Below are 22116 nucleotides of genomic sequence, written 5' to 3' on the forward strand. Positions count from 1 at the left end.
GAACAAGATCGGAGGCGTGACCGACCACGCCCCGGCCGGAGCCACCCCCCAGTCAAGGAACCACATTGGCACGCACCGTCCGTACGACGGCCCTCGTCTCCACCTCGGCCCTCGCACTCGGCTTCTCCCTCATCGCCGCCCCCGCCCCCGCGTCCGCCGCGGATGCGCCCACGCCGCACCTGGACGTGGTCGAGCAGACCCTGCGTCAGGTCTCGCCCGGCCTGGAGGGCTCGGTCTGGGAACGCACCTCCGGCAACCGGCTCGGCTCCTCCGAGCCCGGCGGCGCCGACTGGCTGCTCCAGACCCCCGGCTGCTGGGGCGACGCCACGTGCGCCGACCGGCCCGGATCGCGCCGTCTCCTGGAGAAGATGCGCCAGGACATCGCCGGCGCCCGCCAAACGGTGGACATATCGACGCTGGCGCCCTTCCCCAACGGCGGCTACCAGGAGGCGATCGTCGCCGGCCTCAAGGAATCCGCCCAGAAGGGCAACCGGCTCAAGGTGCGCGTCATGGTGGGCGCCGCGCCGATCTACCACTCCACGGTGATCCCGTCGTCCTACCGCGACGAGCTGCTCGCGAAGCTGGGCCCGGCCGCCGCGGGCAACATCACCCTCAACGTGGCCTCGATGACCACCTCGAAGACCGCGTTCTCCTGGAACCACTCCAAGCTCGTCGTGGTGGACGGCAGTTCGGTGATCACCGGCGGCATCAACTCCTGGAAGGACGACTACCTCGACACCTCCCACCCGGTGAGCGACGTCGACCTTGCGCTGTCCGGGCCGGCCGCGGGCTCCGCGGGCCGCTACCTGGACTCCCTGTGGGACTGGACCTGTCGCAACAAGAGCAACTGGAGCTCGGTCTGGTTCGCCGCCTCGCCCGGAGCGGACTGCATGCCCACCCTGCCCCGCCCCGCCTCCCCGGACGGTGGGGGCGACGTGCCCGCGATCGCCGTCGGCGGCCTCGGTGTGGGCATCCGCCAGAACGACCCCACCTCGTCCTTCCGCCCGGTCCTGCCCACGGCCGGCGACACCAAGTGCGGGATCGGCGTGCACGACCACACCAACGCCGACCGGGACTACGACACCGTCAACCCGGAGGAGAGCGCCCTGCGCGCCCTGGTCTCCAGCGCGACCTCGCACATCGAGATCTCCCAGCAGGACGTCCACGCCACCTGCCCGCCACTGCCCCGCTACGACGTACGCCTCTACGACGCCCTCGCCGCGAAGCTCGTGTCCGGTGTGAAGGTCCGCATCGTCGTGAGCGACCCGGCGAACCGCGGCACGATCGGCAGCGGCGGCTATTCGCAGATCAAGTCGCTCTCCGAGGTGAGTGACGCCCTGCGCGGCCGGGTGACGGCGCTGACCGGTGACGCGGGCCGGGCGCGCACCGCCCTGTGCGAGAACCTCCAGCTGGCCACGTTCCGCGCTTCCGACCAGCCGACATGGGCGGACGGCAAGCCGTACGCCCAGCACCACAAGCTGGTCTCGGTCGACGGATCGGCCTTCTACATCGGCTCCAAGAATCTGTACCCGTCCTGGCTGCAGGACTTCGGGTACGTCGTCGAGAGCCCGGCCGCGGCCGGACAGCTGAAGAGCGACCTGCTGGACCCGCAGTGGCGGTACTCCCAGGCCACCGCGACGTACGACTACGCCCGCGGCCTCTGCCAGGGCTGACGGCCCCGCCCCGCCCCACCTCGCCCCGCCCTGCTGGGGCGGGGCGCTTGTCGCGGGGAGCGGCAGGGCGAAACGGCCCGGTGCGGGTTGGTGCCCATACTCGGGCTGGAGACCTTGAGGGTCGGCGAGGGCGTCGTACGTGTCGGGACCGCGGGCGTGAGGGTGGGATGATCCTGTTCTCTCCGGTACGCCTGGCGACGCCCTGTGTGCCGGACCGCCGGTGACCGACGAGGAAGACGAAGGATCGATGACGCTGAACGTGGGCCAACGGGTGCGGCTGGCGGCGGATCTCCGGTTGGCCGGGTCGGTGATCCCGGCCGGGGAGCCCGCGCAGGAGACGGGCGTCTTCGCCGCCTCTCTGGCCCTGGCGGCAGGCGTCGAGGGCACCGTCGAGCGTGTGGACGAGCATCACCGGCAGCAGAGCCGGGAGGTCCGCGAGTACCTGCGCCTCAAGTCGCTCCTCGACGACTTCGGCCACCAGATGCCGCCGGCGAGCCGAAAGCAACTGGAGGAGCAAGTGGGGGCCTTGGAAGAGCAGTGGGTCGCCTACCAGCGACAGATGCTCCGCGTCACGGTCCGCGTCCGGCTCGACAACGGATTCGTCCTCGACGACGCCCCCGAGGAGACGTTCGCCTCCGCCTGATCAGGCGTCGGGGCCCTCGCTTCGGTGGCACGTACGATGTGCGCGGGAGCAGGGGAAGGGACCGGTATGGCTGGGGAAGCGCGGGAGCGGCTGCTGGGGGAGCTGGCCGTCGTGTCGCGGCGGTACATGGCCTCGTACGCGCTGTTCAACCAGGCACTGGCCGACCATGTCGGGCTGCATCCGACGGATGTGCAGTGCGTGAATCTGCTCAGCCTGGAGAAGGGGCCGGTGACCATCGGGCGGATCGCCGAGATGACGGGGCTGACGACCGGGTCGGCGACACGGCTGGTGGACCGGCTGGAGAAGGCGGGCTACGTCGTGCGGGAGCGCGACCGGGTCGACCGGCGCCGGGTGCTGGTGGCGACCGTACCGGAGAAGATCGCCGGGTTCGGCCGGATGTGGGAGCAACTGGGCGGCGGCTGGTACGCCCTGTTCGAGGGGCTCGACGACGCTGAGGTCGCCCTGATCATCGGCCACATGCGGCGCACGGTCGACTTCAGTGCCGAGCAGGTCGCTCGGTTGCGGTCCGGGGACTTTCAAGAGGCCTCGGACGAGGTGTCGTAGCGCTCGCGTGCCTCGACGACCTCCTCGATGTGGTGCTCCGCCCAGTCCTTGACGGCGGTGAGCAGGCAGCTGAGATTGTCGCCCAGCCGAGTGAGTTCGTAGTCGACGCGCACCGGGACGGACGGGGTCACCGTGCGGGAGACGATGCCGTCGCGTTCCAGTGAACGCAGTGTCTGCGTCAGCATCTTGGGGCTGACGCCAGCGATCTTGCGGCCGAGGTCGCTGTAGCGCATCGGTCCGTCCGCCTCGGCGAGCGCGCTCACGATCAGGCTGACCCACTTGTCGCTGATGCGGTCCAGGAGCTGGTTGGTGGGGCAGCTCTTGATGAACGCGTCGTACTCGACACGGGCCTGTTGGCGCCGTTGGGCCGCTGTCGTGGTCGCCATGACTCACCTCCGGGTGAGGTACGCACCTTCAGGTGCCTACTTACCCATGGATAGTAACTCTTCCTAGGGTTGTTGCAACGGGAAAGAGTCCCGTGGATGACCTACTGATGGGGTGAGCTGGGATGCGTGCAGCGGTTGTGTCGTCGTTCGGTGGTCCGGAAGCCGTCGAGATCGTCGAGGTCGCGTCGCCGGAGCCGGGGGCGCGGCAGGTGCGGATCAAGGTGTCGGCCGCGGGGCTCAATCCCGTGGACGCCGGGGTGCGCGCGGGTGGGTTCGGGGGCGCGGGGAAGCGGCTGGGGCTCGGCTGGGACGTGGCCGGGGTCGTGGACGCCGTCGGGGTCGCCTCGGGGTGGAGTGTGGGCGACGAGGTGGTGGCACTGGCCTACGGGACGGCCAAGCCTCTCGGTACGCATGCCGATCAGGTGGTGGTCGACGCCGGTGCGGTGGCCGTGGCCCCCCGCTCGGTCGACGCGGTGCACGCGGCGAGCCTGCCGCTGAACGCCCTGACCGCGGCCCAGGCCCTGGACGGTCTGGGCCTGGAGCCGGGCCGGAGTCTGCTGGTCACCGGGGCGGCGGGGGCGGTCGGCGGATACGCCGTGCAGCTTGCCGCCCGGCTCGGCGTGCACGTGACCGCGCTGGCCCGGGAGGGGGACGAGGAACTCGTACGATCCCTGGGTGCCGACCGGTTCGTGTCGGGCGGGGTGGCTCCGGTGAGCGTGGACGCGGTGCTGGACGCGGCGATCCTGGGCGAGGACGCGCTGGAGTGGGTGCGGGACGGGGGTGCCTTCATGGGAGTGATCCCGGGAGCCAACCCGGTGTCCGTGCGCGGCGTGCGGACCGGTGCCGTGGAGGTCGCTGCCGACGGCGCCCGGCTCTCGGAGCTGGTGGCGCTGGTCGACGAAGGGGCGCTCACGACCCGGGTCGCCGAGACGTACGCGCTCGACGAGGTCGTCAAGGCGCACGCGCGGCTCGCGGAGGGCGGGCTGCGGGGCCGGCTCGTCCTCGTTCCGTAGGGCCTGGCCGGTCGGTCACGGTGGAGCGGGCCGAGGGTGCCGGGTCGGTACCACACCCCCGCGGCCGCGCCGTGATCGACCGGACAGGTCTCAGTGGTGCTGCTCCTCCGGCGCCTTGAGCGGCAGCAGGCGTACGAGGGGGCAGCACAGGAGCGTGATGGCCGCGACGACGGTGAGGCTCACGACGGTGGCGCGGTCCGCGCCGCCGTCGGTCCTGAAGTACACGGCGGTGACGGCGGCGGCCCCGATCGCGTTGGCGAGCTGCTGGACCGCGCCGAGCGAGCCGCCCGCGCTGCCGGCCTCCTCGGGTGCGATGTCGCCGACGGTGACGTCGTAGAGCGAGCCGAAACAGGCACCCATGCCCAGGCCGATGACGAGGAGCGGGGGGACCAGGGCCCAGCTTCCGGTGTCCGTGCCGGAGACGGCGACCAGGGTCAGGAGGTGGGCGGTCCCCGCGAGCGTGACGAGGAAGCCGACGAGGACGAGGCGGCGGCCCAGGCGGGCGATCAGGCGGTAGCCGGCGATCGAGGCGATGACGATGCCCGCCGACAGGGGCATCAGGGCGGTCGCGGCACCCGCGGGGGAGCGTCCGAGGCCCAGCTGGAGGAAGAGGGAGATGACGTAGAGGAGTCCGGCCACCGCCGCGAAGAAGACGATGCCGAGGAGCAGTCCCGACGTGAAGCCGCGGTTGTGCAGGAGAGAGGGCCGGATCAGGGGGCTGGACGCGGTGCGCTGACGGTGGCAGAACGCCCCGAAGAGCGCGAGGCCGGCGACCAGCAGAAGGACAGGGAGCGCGGTCCAGCCGTGGGCCGCGCCCTCGATGAGGCCGGCGAGCGCGGCGAGCATGGTGGCGCCGAGGAGGGCGGAACCGGGAACGTCGACGGTGGTCGTACGGTCGCCGGTGTCGCGGGGGAGCAACCGGGCGGCGGCGAGCAGCGCGGCGCCGCCGAGCACGATGTTGATGAGGAACATCGCGCGCCAGCCGAGGCCTGCCGGGTCGGCGTCGATGAGGAGCCCGGCGAGGATCGGGCCGCCGACGGCGGACAGGCCCATCACCGGCCCGAACAGGCTGTACGCCTTGCCGATCTCGTTCCGTGGCCAGGTCGCGCCGAGGATCCCGAAGCCCTGCGGAATGACCAGCGCGCCGAAAGCGCCCTGGGCGAGGCGGGCGGCGACGAGGACTTCCGGCGTCGGCGCGAGGCCGCAGGCGACCGAGGCCGCGGTGAAGCCGGTGAGGCCGGTCAGGAAGAGCCGGCGGCGGCCGTACTTGTCGCCGAGCCGCCCGCCGAGGACGAGCAGGACGCCGAGCGCGAGGGCGTAGGACGCGCCGAGCCACTGGAGGAGGGCGGGACCACCGCCGAGGTCGCGGGTGATGGTCGGGGCCGCGATGTTCGTGATGGTGCCGTCGAGGAGGTCCAGCACATCGGCGGCGAGGACGACGCCGAGGATCGCCCAGCGGGTGCGGGCGGGCGGATGGGCGGGCGAGCGCTTCGTTTCATCTGTGTCATACAATATCTGCGTCACGCAGATAAATGTCGGGCATGGGCCGGGGGCCGGTCAAGTGATTTGAGGCCACGGTCCCTCAGAGGGCTCACCCGCCACCGCGTGCCACAACAGGAGACGGGACACCGGAACGCGTCACGACGGGGACGGCAGCCGGGTCACGCGGTCGAGGCGAGGGCGGCCGTACGCCGCCGGCCGGACAGCGCGGCGGAGAAGGCGTCCGTGACCCCCGTCAGCGCCTCCGCCGAGGCCGGAGCCACCACCGCCCTACCGTCCGGGCCCACGGAGATGTCCTTGTCGAGGACGAACCAGCCCGGCACGATGTGCGCGGCGCCCATCGAACTCAGCACCGGACGCAGGGCGTAGTCGATGGCCAGGACGTGCGCGGTGCTGCCGCCGGTGGCCAGCGGCAGCACCGTCTTGCCGGTCAGGGCGTACTGCGGGAGCAGGTCGAGCAGCGCCTTCAGCACACCCGAGTACGCGGCCTTGTACACCGGGGTGCCGATCACCACCCCGTCGGCCGCTTCGAACAGGGCTGCCGCCCGGACGATCGCCGGATGCGAGAAGTCGGCCCCGAGCAGCGCGTCGGCGGGGAGCGTCCGCACGTCGAGGGCGGTCACGTCGTGGCCCTGGAGCCGGAACCGGTCGTCGAGGTGACGCAGCAGGCCGGTGGTGCGCGAGGTGGCGGACGGACTTCCGGACACGGACAGGATGGACGGCATGACAGATCCTTCGGGATCGGGGAGGGCGGGTGAAGGGAGGTCGGGGGACGTCAATGACGATCCGTCAGGGATGTGCGGGCGCAGGGTTCACCACGCGCTCGTCTCCACCGCGACCAGGGGCCGCAGATCGTTGCGCAGGGTCTCCAGGAACGTCACCACCTCCGCCGCCACCGAGCGGTGCTGAAGGTCGTTGAGGACGTCGTGATGGGCACCGTGCACCACGGAGAGACGGGCCTGGGGCAGCGCCTTCGCCAGCCGGCCCAGGGCGGCGCGGTCCGCGAGCGGATCGTCGTCACCGACCAGCAGCAGGGCGGGCACCGGGACGCCGCCGCCGTACGCCGCCGTCAACAGCGCCTCGGGCAGGGGATCGTCGAGCAGGCCGCGCCGCACCTCGATGTCCTGGGAGAGCGTGCCCCGGTGGGTGGGGCAGGACGTGCGGGCGTCGAGTTCGTCGTCCCAGCCGCCCCCGCCGAGGACGGTTCCGTGGCCGGGCAGGCCCGCGAGGACCACGGCGTGCGGCGGACGGGCGGGGGAGACCTGCGGGTGCGCCAGCAGCGCGGCGACGGCCACGGCGCCCGCGTCCGCGCCCACCAGCACGACGGGCTCGGCGACCCCGTTCTCGCCCGCGGTGCCCTCCACCGCCGCGTCGAGCCGTGCGGCGAAACGGTCCAGCACGCTGTCCGGGTCATCGCCGTCCAGGTCGGGGGCGTCCACGACCCGGACCCGGTAGGCGTCGGCGGCGAGCCGGCTGCCCAGACGCCGGTACGTCGCCCGGGTCTCGCCCCGGCCCGGCACCACGACGACCGTGCCCCGTACGAGAAGGCCCTCGGGCCCGTGGTGGTCGGTGTACTCGCTCATGTCAGACTCCTGCCGAAGACGGTGCGGGTGCGGACGAAGGGGCGGTGCGCCGGGCGGCGGCCGTCGAGGTCCCGGCCCCCTGTCCGAGGAGATGGTCGAGCAGGGCGCCGGCCCCCTCCTCGGGGAGCCGGGCCCCGCGCCAGGCGACGTGCTGGTCAGGGCGGATCAGTACGTTGGGGCTGTCGTAGACGGCACGGGCCGCGGGGTCGGTCAGATGGACGACCGTGAAGGGCAGGGAACGGGCGGCCGCCTCTTCGGTGAGCGCCCGCTCGACGGTCCTGTCCTCGCTGAGGACGAGCAGCCCGAAGGAGTGGCCGAGCCGGTCGTACAAGGTGCCGCCGGCCGGGTCCACCGGGCCGTCGGGCGCGCGGTGGCCGGGACGCGGGTCGTCCTCGTAGACGTCCGCGCGCCAAGGCCGTTCGGAGCCGGACTGGCCGGGCTCGTACCAGATCACCGACGAGGCGTCGTAGCGCTCGTCGAGGGCGACACCCGCCCCGCCGAGGCGGTCCCGGCCCAGCCGGTCGCCGATCTCGGCGCGCCGCAGGGCCGCCTCGGGGCCCAGGTCCGTGTCGTCGGGGATACCGCCCGCGCGGATCTCGGCGAGGGTGTCCTCGGCGCGCCGCGACCGCTCCAGGGCGTGGTCGGCGACCCGCCGGTTGTGCGGGCGGCGCTCCTCGTCGTAGGAGTCGAGGAGGGTGTCGGGGGCCTGGCCGGCGAGGACCGCGGCGAGCTTCCAGCCCAGGTTGACGACATCCCCGATGCCCTCGCCCAGGTTGCCTCCGGGCGTGCGGACGTGAGCGGCGTCGCCGGCGAGGAGCACCCGGCCGCGGCGGAAGGTCTCGGCGATCCGGGTGGCGTGGTAGAAGGTCGTCGCGGAGACCAGTTCGAGGTCGAGATCGAACCCGAAGGCGGCCCGGGCGACGTCCAGCAGCTCCTTCTCGCCGGGCTCGTGGCCGAGCGGGTACGGCCCCGCGTACACCCGCCACTCGCGGGTGCTGACGGCGGCCAGGAAGCCGGACGCCCGGTGGTTGAACACGATGTTGGTGGCGCTCGGCGCCGCGCCCACACGTGCGGAGATGTCGCCGGTGCGCACGATCAGGCGCAGCCGCTTCTCCGTGGCGTGCTCGCCGTGCCGGGCGATGCCCGCCAGGCGGCGGGTGGTGCTGGAGCCGCCGTCGGTGCCCAGGGCGTAGGCGGCGCGAACGGTCCGGGAGGCACCGGAGAGGACGTCCGTGATCTCGGCGTCGACGCCGTCGGGGCCCTCGCGCAGAGCCGTCAGTTCCCGGCCGCCGCCCACGGGGACGCCCAGCTCGGCGAGACGGTCCAGGAACACCCGCTGGAACACCGTCTGCGGGCGGCGCAGGGCCTCGCCGACGCTGTGCCGGTCGCCTCCGTCGGGCCAGGCGGTGAACGTGGGGCGGGGCTGGGGTACCAGCTCGTGGCCGGCCAGGGAGGTGACCAGCCGGGTGCCCCGGTTCCATTCGGGCGGGTAGGTCCAGGCGTCACGGACCCGCTGGAGCAGCTGCCAGCGACGCAGGTGCTCGACGACGCGCGGGGTGTGCCCCATGGCCCCGGCGCGCACCAGGGTGGCGGCGTGGGCGCGGTCGACGACGGCCGTGCGTACGCCCCTGGCGGTGAGTTCCACGGCCGCGGCCAGGCCCACGGGCCCGGCGCCGACGATCAGCACATCGACGGCCGCGGGCGGTTCGGTGGTGGGGAAGCGGACGGTGTGGACGTCTCGTCCGCCCGTCGGGGACGGTTCGGTCATGGCGTGGTCCTCAGTCGTTCACGAGCTGCGGCCGGCGGGTGTGACGGTTGGCGGGCACGGGCAGCCCGAGGTTGCCGCGGAGGGTGTCGGCGGCGTACTCGGTGCGGTACAGGCCGCGCTTTTGCAGGAGCGGTACGACGCCGTCGACGAAGTACGCCAGTTCCTCCTCGGTGCGGAACGCGAGGTTGATGCCGTCGAAGGTGCCGGCCTCGAACCACCGCTCGACGGTGTCGGCGACGGTCTGCGGTGCCCCGACGAACGGAGACTCGCGGAACTGGTTGACGCTCTCCGCCACTTGGCGCAGTGTCAGGTTCTCCTCGCGGGCCCGGGCGATGAGCTGGCCGGCGCCGGTGCGGCCGCCCTTCTCCGCGAGGTGGGCGACGTCCGGGAAGGGCGCGTCCAGGTCGTGCGCGCTGAAGTCGTAGGCGCCGAAGGAGCGGCCGAGGAGGGCGAGGTTGCGGTCGAAGTCGTTGTCCTCCTCGAAGATCTCCCGCTCACGCAGTCGGGCCTTCTCGTCCGTGGCGGCGACGACGGGGCCGCCGTGGATGAAGATCTTGATGTGGTCGGGGTCGCGGCCGTAGGCGGCGGTGCGCCGCTTGATGTCGGCGTAGTACGCCTGAGCCTGCTCCAGAGTGCCGCCCGGCGCGTAGATGCCCTCGGCCACCCGGGCGGCGAGGTCGCGGCCCTCCTCGGACACGCCGGCCTGGAAGATCACCGGCTGGCCCTGCGGGGAACGGGAGAGGTTCAGGGGGCCGGCGACCTTGAAGTGCTCACCCCGGTGGTCGAGTTCGTGGAGCTTGTCGGGGTCGAGGAAGACGCCGCGGGTGACGTCGGAGGGGAAGGCGTCGTCCTCGTAGGAGTCCCACAGCCCGCGGGCGACCTGGACGAACTCCAGGGCGCGACCGTAGCGGGTGGCGTAGTCGAGGTGTTCGTCCAGGCCGAAGTTCCTGGAGGTGCCGGTGTCGAAGCTGGTCACCACGTTCCAGCCGGCGCGGCCGCCGCTGATGTGGTCGAGGGACGCGAACCGCCGGGCGAGGTTGAAGGGCGAGTTGTACGTCGAACTTGCGGTGCCCACCAGGCCGATGTGCCGGGTGTGGGTGGCGACCGCGGACAGCAGGGTGAGCGGCTCCAGCCGGTTGAGGTAGTGCGCCGGGTAGGTGGCGTTGATGAACTGGCTGTCCACGATGAACAGGGCGTCGAACAGGGCGTGTTCGGCGGCCTGGGCGAGGCGGATGTAGTAGTTGATGTCGATGCTGGCGTTCTTCGCGACCCGGGGGTCCTTCCACAGGCCGTGCTGGCCGGGGCCGCCGACGCCGTAGGGGTGGAGTGCGAGGTGGATGGTGCGGGACATGGCTGTTCCTGTCTGTCGTGGGCCGGGGCCCGCGGGGCTGGTGTCGCGCTTGGGGCCGGCGGGAGGATCAGTTGTGCAGCAGGGCGCGCAGGGCCTCGCGTTCGGCGCGGTCGGCCGGTGCGCTGCGCAGGGTGGGGGCCGAGCGCAGGAGCAGGCGTGTGTACGGGTGCCGGGGCCGGCCCACGACGTCGGCGGCGGCGCCGTCCTCGACCAGTTCGCCCCGGTAGAGCACGGCGATGCGGTCGGCGACGCCGGCGACGGAGCCCAGGTCGTGGGAGATGAAGACCAGGGCGACCCCGGCGCTGCGGAGTTCCTTGAGGATCTCCAGGATCTGGACGCGGTTGGCGGAGTCCAGGGCGCTGACCGGTTCGTCGAGGATGACCAGCCGCGGGTCGGTGACCAGGGCGCGGGCGACGGCGACACGCTGACGCTGACCGCCGGAGAGTTCGCCGGGCAGCCGGCCGAGCAGGTCCTCGGTGAGCCGGACGCGGGAGAGGAAGGCCCGGGCGCGGGCCGCCGCCTCCTCGCGCGGCACCCCCTGGACCAGCAGGGGTTCGGTCAGGGAGTCCTCGATGGTGAGGTCGGGGTCGAGACTGCGCAGCGGGTCCTGGAAGACGTACTGGACGACGCCCTCGCGGCGCAGGTCGCGCCACTGCCGCCGGCCGTAGCCGGTGACGTCGTGGCCGCCGACGACGATCGAGCCGGCCGACGGGCTCACCAGACCGAGCGCGGCGCGGGCCAGGGTGGACTTGCCGGAGCCGGTCTCGCCGATCACCCCGACGGTCTCTCCCGGTGCGACGGCGAGGGACACGCCCCGCAGTGCGGTGCGGCGGCCGTAGCGCACGTCGAGGCCGGTGATGTCGAGGACGGGACCGGCGGTCGGGGGGCCGCCGGGGGTGTGCGGGTGCTGTGTGGTGGTCACGCGGCCTCCTCGGGGGCGAGGAACCTGTCCAGGCCGTACTGCTCGTGCTCGGCGATCAGCAGCCGGGTGTAGGGGTGTTGCGGGTTGTGCAGCACCTGGGAGGTCGGGCCCTGCTCGACGACCTCGCCCCCGCGCATGACGAGCACCTCGTCGCAGAGCTGGGCGACCACGGCGAGGTCGTGGGAGACGACCACGAGCGCGAGGCCCGTGCGCTCGCGCAGATCCTCCAGGAGGTCCAGGATCTCGGCCTGGACGGTGACGTCGAGAGCGGTGGTGGCCTCGTCGGCGATGAGGATCCGGGGTCCGGCGGCGATGGCGGCGGCGATCAGGACGCGCTGGAGCATGCCGCCGGACAGCTCGTACGGGTACTGGCCGTGGACCAGTTCGGGGTCGCGCAGACGCACGGACCGCAGCAGTTCCACGGAGCGTGCGCGGGCCTCGCGCCGGGTGAGGCCCTTCTTCACCCGCAGGACCTCGGCGATCTGGGCGCCGACGCGCAGGGACGGGTTGAGGTAGGAGGCCGGATCCTGGAAGACGGCGCTGATGGTGGTGCCGCGCAGCTCCGTCCACTGGCGGGGGGTGAGTTCCGCGATCGGGGTGCCGTCGATCTCGACGGTGCCGGCGGTCACCTCGAAGGGGGGCGGCAGGATGCCCAGGGCGGCACGGCAGGTGAGGGTCTTTCCGCTGCCGGACTCGCCGACGATGCCGAGCGCCTTGCCCGGGGTGAGGTCGAAGCTCACCCCGTGGACGATCTCGCGGTCGCCCGCCGGATGGCCGATGCGGACATCGCGTACGGACAGCACCGGCCGGGTCGCAGCGGTGGCGCCGGCCGCGGCGTGCGAGGCGTGCGTCGTGGCAGGGCCGTCCGGCGCCGGGGAGTGGGGCGCGTGCGGGGCTTGCGGGTCGTCCGGCGCGGGGGAGCGCGGGTCGTGGGAGTCCGCGTCGTGGGAGTCCGCGTCGGGCGGTGCCGTGCGGGCGGTCTTCGAGGGCAGGGGTGTCACGAGGCACCTCCGAGGGGAGCGGGGCCGGCCGGCCCGGGACGGTGGGCGCGGGCCCTGCGCCCGTCGACGAGGGCGCGTCCCGCCTCGCCGGAGACGTCACGCACGGCGTCCGCCAGCAGGTTGGCGGCCCAGACCGTGGCCATGATCAGCACCGCGGGGGCGAGCGGTGCCCAGGGGCGGTGGCTGAGGTATCCGAGGTCGGAGGCGAGCAGTCCGCCCCAGGTGGGCGCGGGCGGCTGGACGCCGATCCCGAGGAAGGTCAGGCTCGAGACGATCACGAAGCCGACGCCGATGGTCTGGGCGAGCGCGACGGCGAGCGGCGGCAGGACCTTGGCCCAGACGTGCCGGCGCACGATCCAGCCGATGGAGGCGCCGGAGATCAGCGCCGCCTCGACGTAGGGGGAGCGGGCCACGGACAGTCCGGCGGCGCGGGCCACCCGGTAGAACAACGGTGAGACCAGGACGCCGGTGACCAGCATGGCCTGGGTGAGCCCGTTGCCGAGCAGCGCGATCACGGCGACGGCGAACAGCAGGAACGGCAGGGCGACCAGGGTGTCCGCCAGACGGAGGGTGAACCACTCGAAGGCCCGGCCGAGACAGACGGAGAGGATGCCGGGGACGGCCCCCACGACCAGTGCGGTCAGCGCCACTTCGAGCGCGCCGAGCACACTGACGCGGGAGCCGTCGAGGAGCCGGCTGAGCACGTCCCGGCCCAGGTAGTCGGTGCCCAGCCAGTGGGCGCCGGAGACGGGGGCGAGGGTGCTCTCGCTCGTGGCCAGCGGGTCCTGGGGCGCGAGCAGCGGACCGAACAGGGCGAGGAGGGCGATGACGGCGAGGACCGCCACCGCGATCCGGCCGGAGGTGAGGGACAGGACGCGGCGCACCATGGTTCACACTCCTCGCTGGGCCGCAGGCGTGACGCGCGCCAGCACCAGGTTGACGATCAGGTTGAAGGAGACGACCAGGACGATCGACACGACCAGGACGCCCTGGACGGCGGGGACGTCACCGGCCTGGGCGGCGTCGTTGGCGAACCGCCCGAAGCCCTGGAGGCCGAAGATCCACTCGGTGACCACGGAGGCGCCGACCAGGGAGGGGAACTTCAGCCCGAGGGTGGCCAGGGTCGGCCCGAGCGCGTTGCGCAGCACGTGCCCGAAGAAGATCCGCCGGGGACTGAGGCCCCGTACGACGGCGCCCGTCACGTAGTTCTCCCGGTAGGCAGCGACCAGGCCGGAGCGCAGTTGCCGGGCGACGTCGGCGACGACGTCGAAGCTCAGGGCGATCGCGGGAAGGGTGATGTGGGCGAGCCACGGCCCGAACCCCTGCTCGGCGGGGACGTATCCGGCCGACGGGAACAGGCCCAGTCCGACGGCGAACACGGCGACCAGCACGATGCCGACCACGAACGCCGGCATCACCGAGATCACGGTCACGAATCCGGTGATCGCGCGGTCGACCCAGGTGGTGCGCCGCAGACCGGCCACCGCGCCGAGGGCGAATCCCGTGACCACCCCGATGACCAGCGCGAAGGTCGCGACCGAGAGGCTCACGCCCAGGCCGAGGCCGATGAGGGTGGAGATGTCGGCGCCGTTGGTCCAGCTCGTGCCGAGCTGCCCGTGCAGGACACCGGAGAACCAGTCCCCGTACTGGACGAGGAAGGGCCGGTCGAGGCCCCATTCGGCCTCGATCCTCGCGACGGCCTCGGGGGTCGCGTCCTCGCCGAGCTGGATCCGTGCCGGGCTGAGCCCGCTCAGGGACCGCAGCGCGAACGTCACGAACGTCGCGACCAGGAACACCGGTACGAAGATGGCGACGGATCGGGTCAGGGTGACCAGGACGCGGCCCAGCGTGTGCCGCGTCCTGGCCGCCACGACCCCGCGACGGAGGGCAGGCCCGGCCTGTGCCTCGGTCGTCGTCATGGTTGCCCCTTGTCTGTGGGTGGTGGTCGGTTCTGGGTCGGGGGAACGGGGGTCAGCTGCCGGCGCCGATGGTCACGCCGGTCCAGTCGATGTGGGCCGGGTTCTTCGGCAGGCCGGAGATCGCCTTGCTCTTGGCGATGAGGTTGGGCGAGGAGTACGTGAAGACGAGCGCCTTGCTCTCCAGGCCGGCCCGGGTCGCGGACTGGAGCACCTGCGCGTAGTCCGGTGCGTCCAGCGGGGTCCGGCGGACCTTGGCGACCGCCGCCTCGAAGCCCTCGGGCTCGTACGGCGAGCTGAGGTTCAGCGGTCCGTTCGGGCCGAAGTGGGCGGTGAGGGTCTGGAGGGCGGAGTCACGGCCCGTGGTGCCGTAGAGCGAGAAGGTGAGGTCCTTGGCGAAGAACGGGGTGGCCCAGTTCTTGTCGATCTTGATGGTGACGGTGATGCCGACCTTCGCCAGCTGCGACTGGACGATCTCGGCCTGCGGGTCCTCCGCCGGGATCACCAGGTCCAGCTTGATGTCGCCGGACGGGTGACCCGCCTCGGCGAGCAGCTTCTTCGCCTTCGCCGGGTCGTAGGGGTAGGCGTCGGCCGACTGCGGGTCGTAGGCCACGTACCCCTCGGGGAACGGCTGGTCGGTCGTCTCGCCGTAGCCGAACGTCAGCTTGTCGACGAACTCCTGACGGTTGATCGCGTGGCGGACGGCGTCGACGACCCGGTCGTCGTCGAACGGCGCCTTGTTGATGTTCAGGCTGATGTTCGAGGCGTTGAAGCCGGGCTGGACGAAGACGTCGAGGCCGGCCTTCTTGGCGGCGTCCGCCTGGCTGGGGTCGATGTCGGCGAAGTTGTAGACGCCGGTCTGGAGGCCGGAGACGACCGTGGAGGCGTCGGGTGCCGAGGTGAGTTCCACGTCGTCGATGTGGATGTTCTCGGCGTCCCAGTAGTCCGGGTTCTTCTTCAGGACGGCCTTGGTGCCCGGGACGAGCTGGGTGACGATGAACGGGCCCGCGCCGACCGGGTTCCGGTCCAGCTCGGTGGGTGACTTCGCCGCCTTGGGGCTGGCGATCTGCAGGACGCGCTGGCCGAGCAGCTGAGGGATCTGGTAGTCGACCTGGGTGAGGTGGACCACCGCGTCCAGGCCGTTCGCCTCCACGGACTTGATGGACGTCAGGTCGCCGAAGAGCGCGGAGTTCTTCTGCTTCTGCGCCCGTTCGACGGCGGCCTTGACCGCGGTGGCGTCGACCGGCTCCCCGTCGCTGAACTTCAGGCCGGAGCGCAGATGGAAGGTGACCTGGTCGCCCTTGTCGTTGTACTCCCAGCTCTCGGCCAGGTCCGGGACCGCGTTGCCGTCCTTGTCGGTCCGGGTCAACGATGCGTAGACCAGGGCCAGTTCACGGAACTGCGCGCCGCTGCCCGAGACGACCGGGTCCCAGTGGGCGGGGAAGTAGGAGGAGGTCCACTTCAGCGTGGAGTTGCCGGCGGAGGCGGAGGCGCCACCACCGCAGGCGCTCAAGCCGGCGACCAGCGCGGTGGCGAGGCCGGTGCTCAGGGCCGCGGTGCGCAGGCGGCGGGCGCGGGCGGTTCGCGGGGTCGTTCCGGTGCGGCGGGGCGTGAGTCGTCCGGGCATCTCGTTCTCTCTTCGAGCGCTCCCGCCCGGGTCGGGCGGGGGAACGGCGGCGGGGAGGGTCCGTCGGCACGCCGTACACCGCCGTCCGGGCCCGTCAGGACATGCCGGTACGGCGCGTGGGCGGCTCGGCATGCCGGGTCGGGGCAGGGGACGTCGGTGAAGGCGACGGGAGACGGACCGGTGTGCGGCAGAGGTGGCACGGGGTACCGGCGCACGGCGGGTACGACGTGTACGCGGTATCCGAGGGGAGGCGGGGCAGCGGGCGCGGCGCGAAGGCCGGCGGCCGGTGCCGACCGTGAGGTCAGGCGCCTGCGGGCCGTGGGCGGCGGGCGGTCAGCGACAGAGAGCGCTGGAAGTGCGCCGCAGGTCCACGTAGCGGCACACCACGCCGGGGTGCGTCGTGAGCATGCTGCACATCCTGGGGGCAGCCGTGACCGGCTGTCAATGGACACCAAAAGGTGTCTCATTCGGTGGGACGGTGACTAACGCCAGGTCAGAGCCGGGTCAGGGCGCGGCAGGACGGCAGTGCGAGGCGGCGGGGTGCACCGCGGCCTCGTCCGGGTGCAGCCACAGCGGGCCGTTGCCGGTCTCCACCCGGAGCGCGCCGGAGGGGGGCCACGCGCCTGTCGTCAGCAGCCGGTGCTCCGGTCCGGTCAGGCTCCGGTAACGGGCCAGCGCCTCCTCCGGCGTGAGCGGCCGCGGCACACGGATCAGCCCCGGGCACAGCGCGTCGACGGCCGCCGCGTACTCCTCGTACGCCCGCCAGCCGGGCACCGCGAGATGCGCGCCGGGGGCCCGCACCACCAGGGTCGGCAGGGCGTAGCGGTACCCGTCGTCGGTCTCCTTGGCCGTCCCGGGGTGCGGCGACCCGCTCTGCGCCGTCAGCACCTCGGGCACGGGACGCCGGGCCTCGGCACGGTCCGCGCCCACCAGCGCCCGTACGGCGGGTGACGCCGCGTCGGCCGCCAGCCGCGCCCGGTCGAGCCCCGGCACCCCGTGAACTGCCGCCAGCGCCAGAGCGGGGGTGTCGGCGGGATCGCCCAGGACGAACACGGTCTCGCGCAGCCTGCGCAGCACCCGGTCGCCCACCTCGGCGCCCTGGCGTTCGGCGGCCTTGGCGAGCAGGGAGGCGGGCCAGGAACTCGCGGCCACCCGGTCCAGGCGCGCCGGGCGCGGAGCCCCGGTGTGCGCGGTGATCTCCTCGACGTACCGCGTGTACCAGGCCGTCTCGGCCGCGGGATCGGGCGGTGGGTCGTCGTCGTGGTCGAACAGGATGCAGCACACGCGGCGCCAGCGGACCCGGCCGTCCAGCGCCGCCCGCAGCCGGCGGAACACGGGCTCGGAACCCCAGGCCCAGGGGCACAGCGGATCGGTGTACTCCACCACCTCCACGGCCGCCCCTTCCGGGCGGCCGGCCGTCACGCGGCCCCCTGCCCGTTCAACGGCACACTGCCCACGGGCAGCAGCGAGGCGATGGTCACCCCGCCCAGGACCGCCGCCGCGTCCGCCTCGACCCGGCGCCACACCCCGGGCAGACCGGTCGCCGGGCCCGGATAGGCCAGACCGTCCAGCGGCTCGCCGCGCAGGGTGATCAGGTCGCCGTCGACGGCGCGGGCGACTTCCAGCAGGGTGATGTCATCGGCGGGCCGCCCGAGCCAGTACCCGCCCTCGCAGCCGCGCTGGCTGCGGACGAGACCGGCCCTGCGCAACTCGCCCACGACGGACTTCAGAAACCGGAACGGGATCTGCTGTGCGGAGGCGATGGCCTCACAGGTGAGCGGGCGGGAAGGTTCGCAGGCGAGCTCCAACAGGGCCCGCGTGGCGTAGTCCGCCTTCGCGGAGATATGCATGCGCACATCATGCCCGACAGGCCGTCCGCGGGAGCGGCTTCAGGCCGTTCCCGCCGAACGTTGCGGCAACATTGCCGCAGGTGAACCGTAATAGACACCTCTTGACATCCTTTTCGGGGCGCCTTTAGCGTCCGGCTCATGAGCGAGCCGCTGACAACCCCCGGTGAAGGCTTCCACCCCCATCTGCACGACGCCCCCGGGCCGTCGACGGCGCCCCTGCGCGCCCGTCTGCACCACATCCGCGCCGACGCCCTCGACGGCGGCACGGCCCAGACCGGCGGCATGCGCCGGTTCGCCGCGATCAGCGGGCGGACCGTGGGCTCCGAGAAACTGTGGATGGGCCAGACCCATGTCGCTCCCGCGACGTCGTCCTCCGACCACCACCACGGCGAGTCCGAGACCGCCATCTACGTGGTCGCCGGGCACCCGGAGTTCGTCTTTCTCGACGACTCCGGCGAACACCCCGAGGAGGTCCGGCTGCGCACCTCCCCGGGCGACTACATCTTCGTCCCGCCGTTCGTCCCCCACCGCGAGGAGAACCCCGACCTCTCCGAGGAGGCGGTGGTCGTCATCGCCCGCAGCACCCAGGAGGCGATCGTGGTCAACCTGCCCGGGCTGTACGCGCTTCCGGCCGAGGACACCTGACGACGGAACAGGCCGCTCCGCATCCAGCACCGGCCCAGGTCGGTCGGACCGCCCCTCCGAGATGCAACAGGCTTGCCACAGTGGGAACCTGCCCCACGTCCGCGGGCCGGGAACCCGGTGGCGTACATGACCACCATCGGGCACCCGGCCTGGTGTGCCTCTGATGCCGCGGTCATCGCTCCGACGGGAAGGCCCGACGGTACAGGTCGCGCATCTGCGGCTCGGCCCAGACGGTGCCGCCGCACATGCCGACCTCGCCGTCCCTGGCCGTGACGAGGTAGCGGTCACCAGCGGTGAAGGTCACGGACTCGAGGCCCTGAATGTGCTCCAGCGTCACGGTGGAGACGCCGGCGTCACCGCGGTACCAGTGCTTCACATGGAAGGTGACCCGGTCGCCGGTGACGGACGTGGCCGTGCCCTCGAACGCGGTGGAGTTCTTGCGCAGGATGCCGACCGTGGGTGCGGCGCACTTCGCGGAGCCGGCAGTTCCCTGCACGGTCAGGACGAGCGGTGCGGCCGACGGGGCAGAGGCAGGGGCCTGAGTGGTCTGCCAGGCGATGAACCCTCCTCCGGCCAGGACGGCGGCCGCGGCTGCGGACAGCAGTCGCGGCCGCAGGTTCCTCCGCGGCTTACCGGTGTCGACGGGAGCGCGAGTAGTAGTAGTGGTCATGGCAGCCTCCAAGAGCCGGTCGATGTCGGGAGGAGCCGTGGGAACCCGTGCCAAGTCAGCGGCCTGGAGCCGAGCCAGCAGTTCGTCCTCGTTCACCAGTTGCTCCTTCCTTCACCTGTCGCCTGTCCGGCGGGCGTGCCGATCTTTCGTTCGAGAATCGCGGCGAGCTTCTTCTTGGCCCGGTGCAACCTGATGCTCACCGCGTTGGGGCTCAGCCCGGTCACCTCGGCTATGGCGCGGGGAGTGAGTTCCTCCCACGCCCACAGCAGCACCACTTCCCGGTCGACTTCGCCCAGTGCGCCCAGTGCCGTGTGCAGCTCCTCGTGATCGGTCGTGTGCGGACTCGGCTGGGGCGGGGACGCGACGTGCAGCAGCCGTTCCACCAGCCGCAGCCGACGCCGGTCCGCTCGACGGGCGTTGGCCAGACAGCCTCGCGCGACGCCGTAGCACCACGGCAGCACGTCGTCGGCAGCCGGCGCAGCGTCCTTCGGCAGGCCCGGCACATCGTCCAGGCGGCGCCAGAGGACGAGCATGGTCTCGGCGAGAACGTCATCGACCTGGCCGGCATCGGCCCGCCGCACCAGATACCGGTGCAGTGGCTGCGCCACCACGCGGGCCAGCGCTTCATAGCGCCTCTCCCGGCAGCGGGCAGGCTCCTGATTCTGAATGGACTCCACACGCCTACCTGTCCGCGTCCTGGCCCCTTCTTTCACGTTCCTTCAAGGAGGGGAAGCAATGATCGCCTGATCATCACCTGCCGGTGGAAGGATGCGCCACCGGCGAGGTCGCCCCCGAACCGCAAACGTCACGCGTCTCGTACGACCAGGAATGGCAGCATGGCGCACATGTTGAACTACAACCTGGCAGTCCCCGATGTAGACGACGCCGGTGTCCTGTCCGCGCTGGTGGCCGAGGGCGACGAACTCGACGTCCTGGTCAGGGCAGTGGACGACTGGTCCCTACCGACACCGGCACCGAGCTGGACGGTCGCCCACCAGATAGCCCACCTCACGTGGGCGGACGCGAACGTGCTCAGCGCCTTACGCACTCCGGACGCGTTCGGCGCCGAGCTCGGGCGGGCGGAAGCCGAAGGCAGCGGGTACGCGGACAAGGCCGCGGCCGCGGGTGCGGCCAAACCGCGGTCGGCACTCCTGGACGAGTGGCGGGCCGGTCGAGCGGAACTGGCGGCGGCACTGCGCGACACGCCATGGAACCACGCATTCCCCTGGTACATGTCGAAGGTGACCCCCGCCTTGATGACGCCCCTTCGCCTGATGGAGACCTGGGCACACGGGCAGGACGTCTTCGATGCCGTGGGCGTGGCGCACCGCCCGACGGATCGACTGCGGCACGTGGCGTCGCTGGGGGTGCTGGGACGGGCGCTGTCCTTCGCCGCCGTCGGACTGCCGGAGCCGGCGGATCCCTTCCGCGTCGAGCTGACAGCACCTGACGGACGGACCTGGGCGTGGGGCCCCGAGGCTGCCGCGCAACGGGTACGGGGCGGCGCGATCGACTTCTGCCTGTGTGTCACCCGGCGTCGCCCCTGGTCCGAGACCGACATGACGGCGACCGGCGAGGACGCCCAGAAGTGGCTGGAGTTGGCCCGCGTCTTCCTCTGAAAGCGTGTCGGGGCGCAGGGACATGCGAGACGCGTGACGGTCGCGGTCTGCCCTCCGGTGACGGCTCCCGAGACGGCGACGTCACCGGTACCCGCGCGCCGTGGCCCACCCGCCTGCGGGCACGCTGTGAGCCTGCCAGACGCCGTGGTGGTGGGCCTCTCGAAGGGCCGAACCCTCGTCCTGGCCCGGCCTCGGACCTTCCGGATCGGGCCGCTGTTGCCGCTCACCGCCGAGGCCCGGCAAGGACCCGGCGGTGAACGGGCTGTCCGGACAGACGGCCCGCATGCGGGCAGCCGGTGCGCGGGCCTGCCGCGCTTGCGCCGGAGCCGCTGGAGTCAGGCGGTCACCGCGCGGCCGGTGGGGGATCTCCGCGCAGGGCGAGGGAGTGGTGGGCGCCCGCCGTGACGGCCTGGACCTTGGTGTTGGCCGTGGTGGGGAGCGTGTTCAGGCCCGTGCTGTTCGCCTTCCACTCGATGGCCCGGCCGCTGTCGAGCAGAGCGACGATGTGGCCGTATCCGGCGGCGACCGAGGTGACTTTGGACTGGGCGAGGGACGGCACGGACTGGTTGGCCACCTTGGAGCCCCAGGCGTAGACCCGGCCGCCGACGACGGCGACGGAGAGGTCCTTGCGGGCGGCGATGGCGGTGACGGTGCCGTTCCTGACCTGCGTGGGGATGTCCGTCTGCTTGTTGCGGTTGTCGCCCCAGGCGATGACCTTGCCCTCGTCGGTGAGAGCGAGGGCGTGGTAGGAGCCGGCGGCGATCGCGGTGATGCCGGAGTGGGCCGTGTCGGGCACGTCGGTCTGGCCGTGCCGGTTGTCGCCCCAGCCGATCACCGCTCCGTTCTTGAGCGCCAGGGAGAAGAACTGGCCTGCGGCGATGGCGCTGACGTCGGTCTTCGCGGCGGAAGGGACGACCGTGGAGTCGTAGCGGTCGCTGCCCCAGGCGACGACCGACTCGTTCTTCAGGGCGAGGGAGTGCAGATAGCCGCCGGAGACCGCGGTGACGCCCGAGGAGAGCGAGGCGGGGACCTCGGTCTGCCGGTAGAGGTTGCTGCCCCAGGCGATGACGGCGCCGTCCTTGATGCCCAGCGAGTGGAAGTCGCCGGCCGAGACGTCACTCGCTCCCGTCAGCGCCGCCTCGGGGACGGTCCGCTGGCCGTAGGTGTCGTCGCCCCAGGAGAGGGTGTCCCAGTCGGTCGCCGCGAGCCGTTGGAGGGACGGCCGGGGTACGGCGGTGGCGGGGTGGGGGAGGGTCAGCACTCCGCAGATCGCGGCCAGGGCGGTCAGCGCGGCCGGTCGCGCCCAGCGGCGCCGGCCCGGTCGACGGTTCGTCGGCATGGGGTGGTGTCCGTTTCGCTCGGCGCACGGGTGCGCGGGGGTCGCG

Annotated in this window: 22 protein-coding genes; 6 read left to right on the top strand and 16 right to left on the bottom strand. The window is 72.3% G+C overall.

All coding sequences use genetic code 11. The features are described 5' to 3' along the window. Positions 1–65 precede the first annotated feature (65 nt). The 3 genes from IE275_RS27380 (at position 66) to IE275_RS27390 (ending at position 2880) form a co-directional block, all read left to right on the top strand. Positions 66–1673 (top strand): phospholipase D-like domain-containing protein, encoded by a 1608-nt coding sequence (locus tag IE275_RS27380; RefSeq protein WP_229870615.1) that lies wholly within the window; start codon positions 66–68, stop codon positions 1671–1673. Positions 1674–1920: 247 nt separating this feature from the next. Next, on the top strand, positions 1921–2316 hold the full coding sequence (locus IE275_RS27385; RefSeq protein ID WP_189714092.1) for a hypothetical protein: 396 nt from the start codon (positions 1921–1923) through the stop codon (positions 2314–2316). Positions 2317–2382: 66 nt separating this feature from the next. Beyond that, positions 2383–2880, top strand: coding sequence for a MarR family winged helix-turn-helix transcriptional regulator (locus IE275_RS27390; protein WP_189714093.1), 498 nt, complete (start codon positions 2383–2385; stop codon positions 2878–2880). On the opposite strand, the gene IE275_RS27395 is transcribed toward IE275_RS27390, so the two are convergent. Continuing rightward, positions 2853–3266, bottom strand: coding sequence for a winged helix-turn-helix transcriptional regulator (locus IE275_RS27395; RefSeq protein ID WP_189714094.1), 414 nt, complete (start codon positions 3264–3266; stop codon positions 2853–2855). The two genes, IE275_RS27390 and IE275_RS27395, sit on opposite strands and share 28 nt — an antisense overlap. A 122-nt stretch (positions 3267–3388) precedes the next feature. On the opposite strand from IE275_RS27395, the gene IE275_RS27400 reads away from it, so the two are divergent. After that, positions 3389–4279, top strand: a complete 891-nt coding sequence (locus IE275_RS27400; RefSeq protein ID WP_189714095.1) for an NADP-dependent oxidoreductase — start codon at positions 3389–3391, stop codon at positions 4277–4279. A 90-nt stretch (positions 4280–4369) separates the two neighbouring features. On the opposite strand, the gene IE275_RS27405 is transcribed toward IE275_RS27400, so the two are convergent. The 12 genes from IE275_RS27405 to IE275_RS27460 form a co-directional block, all read right to left on the bottom strand. Further along, positions 4370–5803: an MFS transporter gene (locus IE275_RS27405; protein ID WP_189714096.1), complete on the bottom strand. Its 1434-nt coding sequence runs from the start codon at positions 5801–5803 to the stop codon at positions 4370–4372. A gap of 137 nt (positions 5804–5940) precedes the next feature. Further along, the gene (gene ssuE, locus IE275_RS27410; RefSeq protein WP_189714097.1) at positions 5941–6504 is read right to left on the bottom strand and encodes an NADPH-dependent FMN reductase; all 564 of its coding nucleotides are present in this window, start codon (positions 6502–6504) and stop codon (positions 5941–5943) included. A gap of 87 nt (positions 6505–6591) precedes the next feature. Then, positions 6592–7362: an alpha/beta hydrolase gene (locus IE275_RS27415; protein ID WP_189714098.1), complete on the bottom strand. Its 771-nt coding sequence runs from the start codon at positions 7360–7362 to the stop codon at positions 6592–6594. A 1-nt stretch (position 7363) separates the two neighbouring features. Next, positions 7364–9130 (bottom strand): FAD-dependent oxidoreductase, encoded by a 1767-nt coding sequence (locus tag IE275_RS27420; protein ID WP_189714099.1) that lies wholly within the window; start codon positions 9128–9130, stop codon positions 7364–7366. A gap of 10 nt (positions 9131–9140) precedes the next feature. Next, positions 9141–10481: an LLM class flavin-dependent oxidoreductase gene (locus IE275_RS27425; RefSeq protein WP_189714100.1), complete on the bottom strand. Its 1341-nt coding sequence runs from the start codon at positions 10479–10481 to the stop codon at positions 9141–9143. Positions 10482–10548: 67 nt separating this feature from the next. After that, entirely contained in the window at positions 10549–11403 is an 855-nt protein-coding gene (locus tag IE275_RS27430) for an ABC transporter ATP-binding protein (RefSeq protein ID WP_189714101.1), read from the bottom strand. Further along, on the bottom strand, positions 11400–12206 hold the full coding sequence (locus IE275_RS27435) for an ABC transporter ATP-binding protein (RefSeq protein WP_189714243.1): 807 nt from the start codon (positions 12204–12206) through the stop codon (positions 11400–11402). Before IE275_RS27435 ends, IE275_RS27430 begins: the two co-directional genes overlap by 4 nt. A 194-nt stretch (positions 12207–12400) precedes the next feature. Then, on the bottom strand, positions 12401–13291 hold the full coding sequence (locus tag IE275_RS27440) for an ABC transporter permease (protein WP_189714102.1): 891 nt from the start codon (positions 13289–13291) through the stop codon (positions 12401–12403). Positions 13292–13294: 3 nt separating this feature from the next. Next, the gene (locus IE275_RS27445) at positions 13295–14323 is read right to left on the bottom strand and encodes an ABC transporter permease (protein WP_189714103.1); all 1029 of its coding nucleotides are present in this window, start codon (positions 14321–14323) and stop codon (positions 13295–13297) included. 52 nt (positions 14324–14375) lie between these two features. After that, positions 14376–15947, bottom strand: coding sequence for an ABC transporter substrate-binding protein (locus IE275_RS27450; RefSeq protein WP_189714104.1), 1572 nt, complete (start codon positions 15945–15947; stop codon positions 14376–14378). Positions 15948–16451: 504 nt separating this feature from the next. Further along, positions 16452–17369 carry a DsbA family oxidoreductase gene (locus IE275_RS27455; protein WP_189714105.1) on the bottom strand — a complete coding sequence of 306 codons (918 nt, stop codon included), beginning with the start codon at positions 17367–17369 and terminating at the stop codon, positions 16452–16454. Beyond that, the gene (locus IE275_RS27460; protein WP_189714106.1) at positions 17366–17797 is read right to left on the bottom strand and encodes an RrF2 family transcriptional regulator; all 432 of its coding nucleotides are present in this window, start codon (positions 17795–17797) and stop codon (positions 17366–17368) included. The genes IE275_RS27455 and IE275_RS27460 overlap by 4 nt, the downstream gene beginning before the upstream one ends. A gap of 138 nt (positions 17798–17935) precedes the next feature. Here IE275_RS27460 and IE275_RS27465 point away from each other — a divergent pair, with 138 nt between their 5' ends. Next, positions 17936–18442: a cupin domain-containing protein gene (locus IE275_RS27465; protein ID WP_189714107.1), complete on the top strand. Its 507-nt coding sequence runs from the start codon at positions 17936–17938 to the stop codon at positions 18440–18442. A gap of 172 nt (positions 18443–18614) precedes the next feature. Here IE275_RS27465 and IE275_RS27470 read toward each other — a convergent pair whose 3' ends face one another. Next, positions 18615–19208 (bottom strand): hypothetical protein, encoded by a 594-nt coding sequence (locus tag IE275_RS27470; RefSeq protein WP_189714108.1) that lies wholly within the window; start codon positions 19206–19208, stop codon positions 18615–18617. Further along, positions 19205–19789: an RNA polymerase sigma factor gene (locus IE275_RS27475; RefSeq protein ID WP_189714109.1), complete on the bottom strand. Its 585-nt coding sequence runs from the start codon at positions 19787–19789 to the stop codon at positions 19205–19207. Before IE275_RS27475 ends, IE275_RS27470 begins: the two co-directional genes overlap by 4 nt. 159 nt (positions 19790–19948) lie before the next feature. On the opposite strand from IE275_RS27475, the gene IE275_RS27480 reads away from it, so the two are divergent. Beyond that, positions 19949–20731 (top strand): TIGR03084 family metal-binding protein, encoded by a 783-nt coding sequence (locus tag IE275_RS27480; protein ID WP_229870617.1) that lies wholly within the window; start codon positions 19949–19951, stop codon positions 20729–20731. Between the two features lie 343 nt (positions 20732–21074). On the opposite strand, the gene IE275_RS27485 is transcribed toward IE275_RS27480, so the two are convergent. Further along, positions 21075–22070 carry an RCC1 domain-containing protein gene (locus IE275_RS27485; RefSeq protein ID WP_189714110.1) on the bottom strand — a complete coding sequence of 332 codons (996 nt, stop codon included), beginning with the start codon at positions 22068–22070 and terminating at the stop codon, positions 21075–21077. Between the last annotated feature and the right edge of the window lie 46 nt (positions 22071–22116).

Origin of the sequence: Streptomyces phaeofaciens, assembly GCF_014648915.1 — a bacterium.
GTDB lineage: Bacteria > Actinomycetota > Actinomycetes > Streptomycetales > Streptomycetaceae > Streptomyces > Streptomyces phaeofaciens.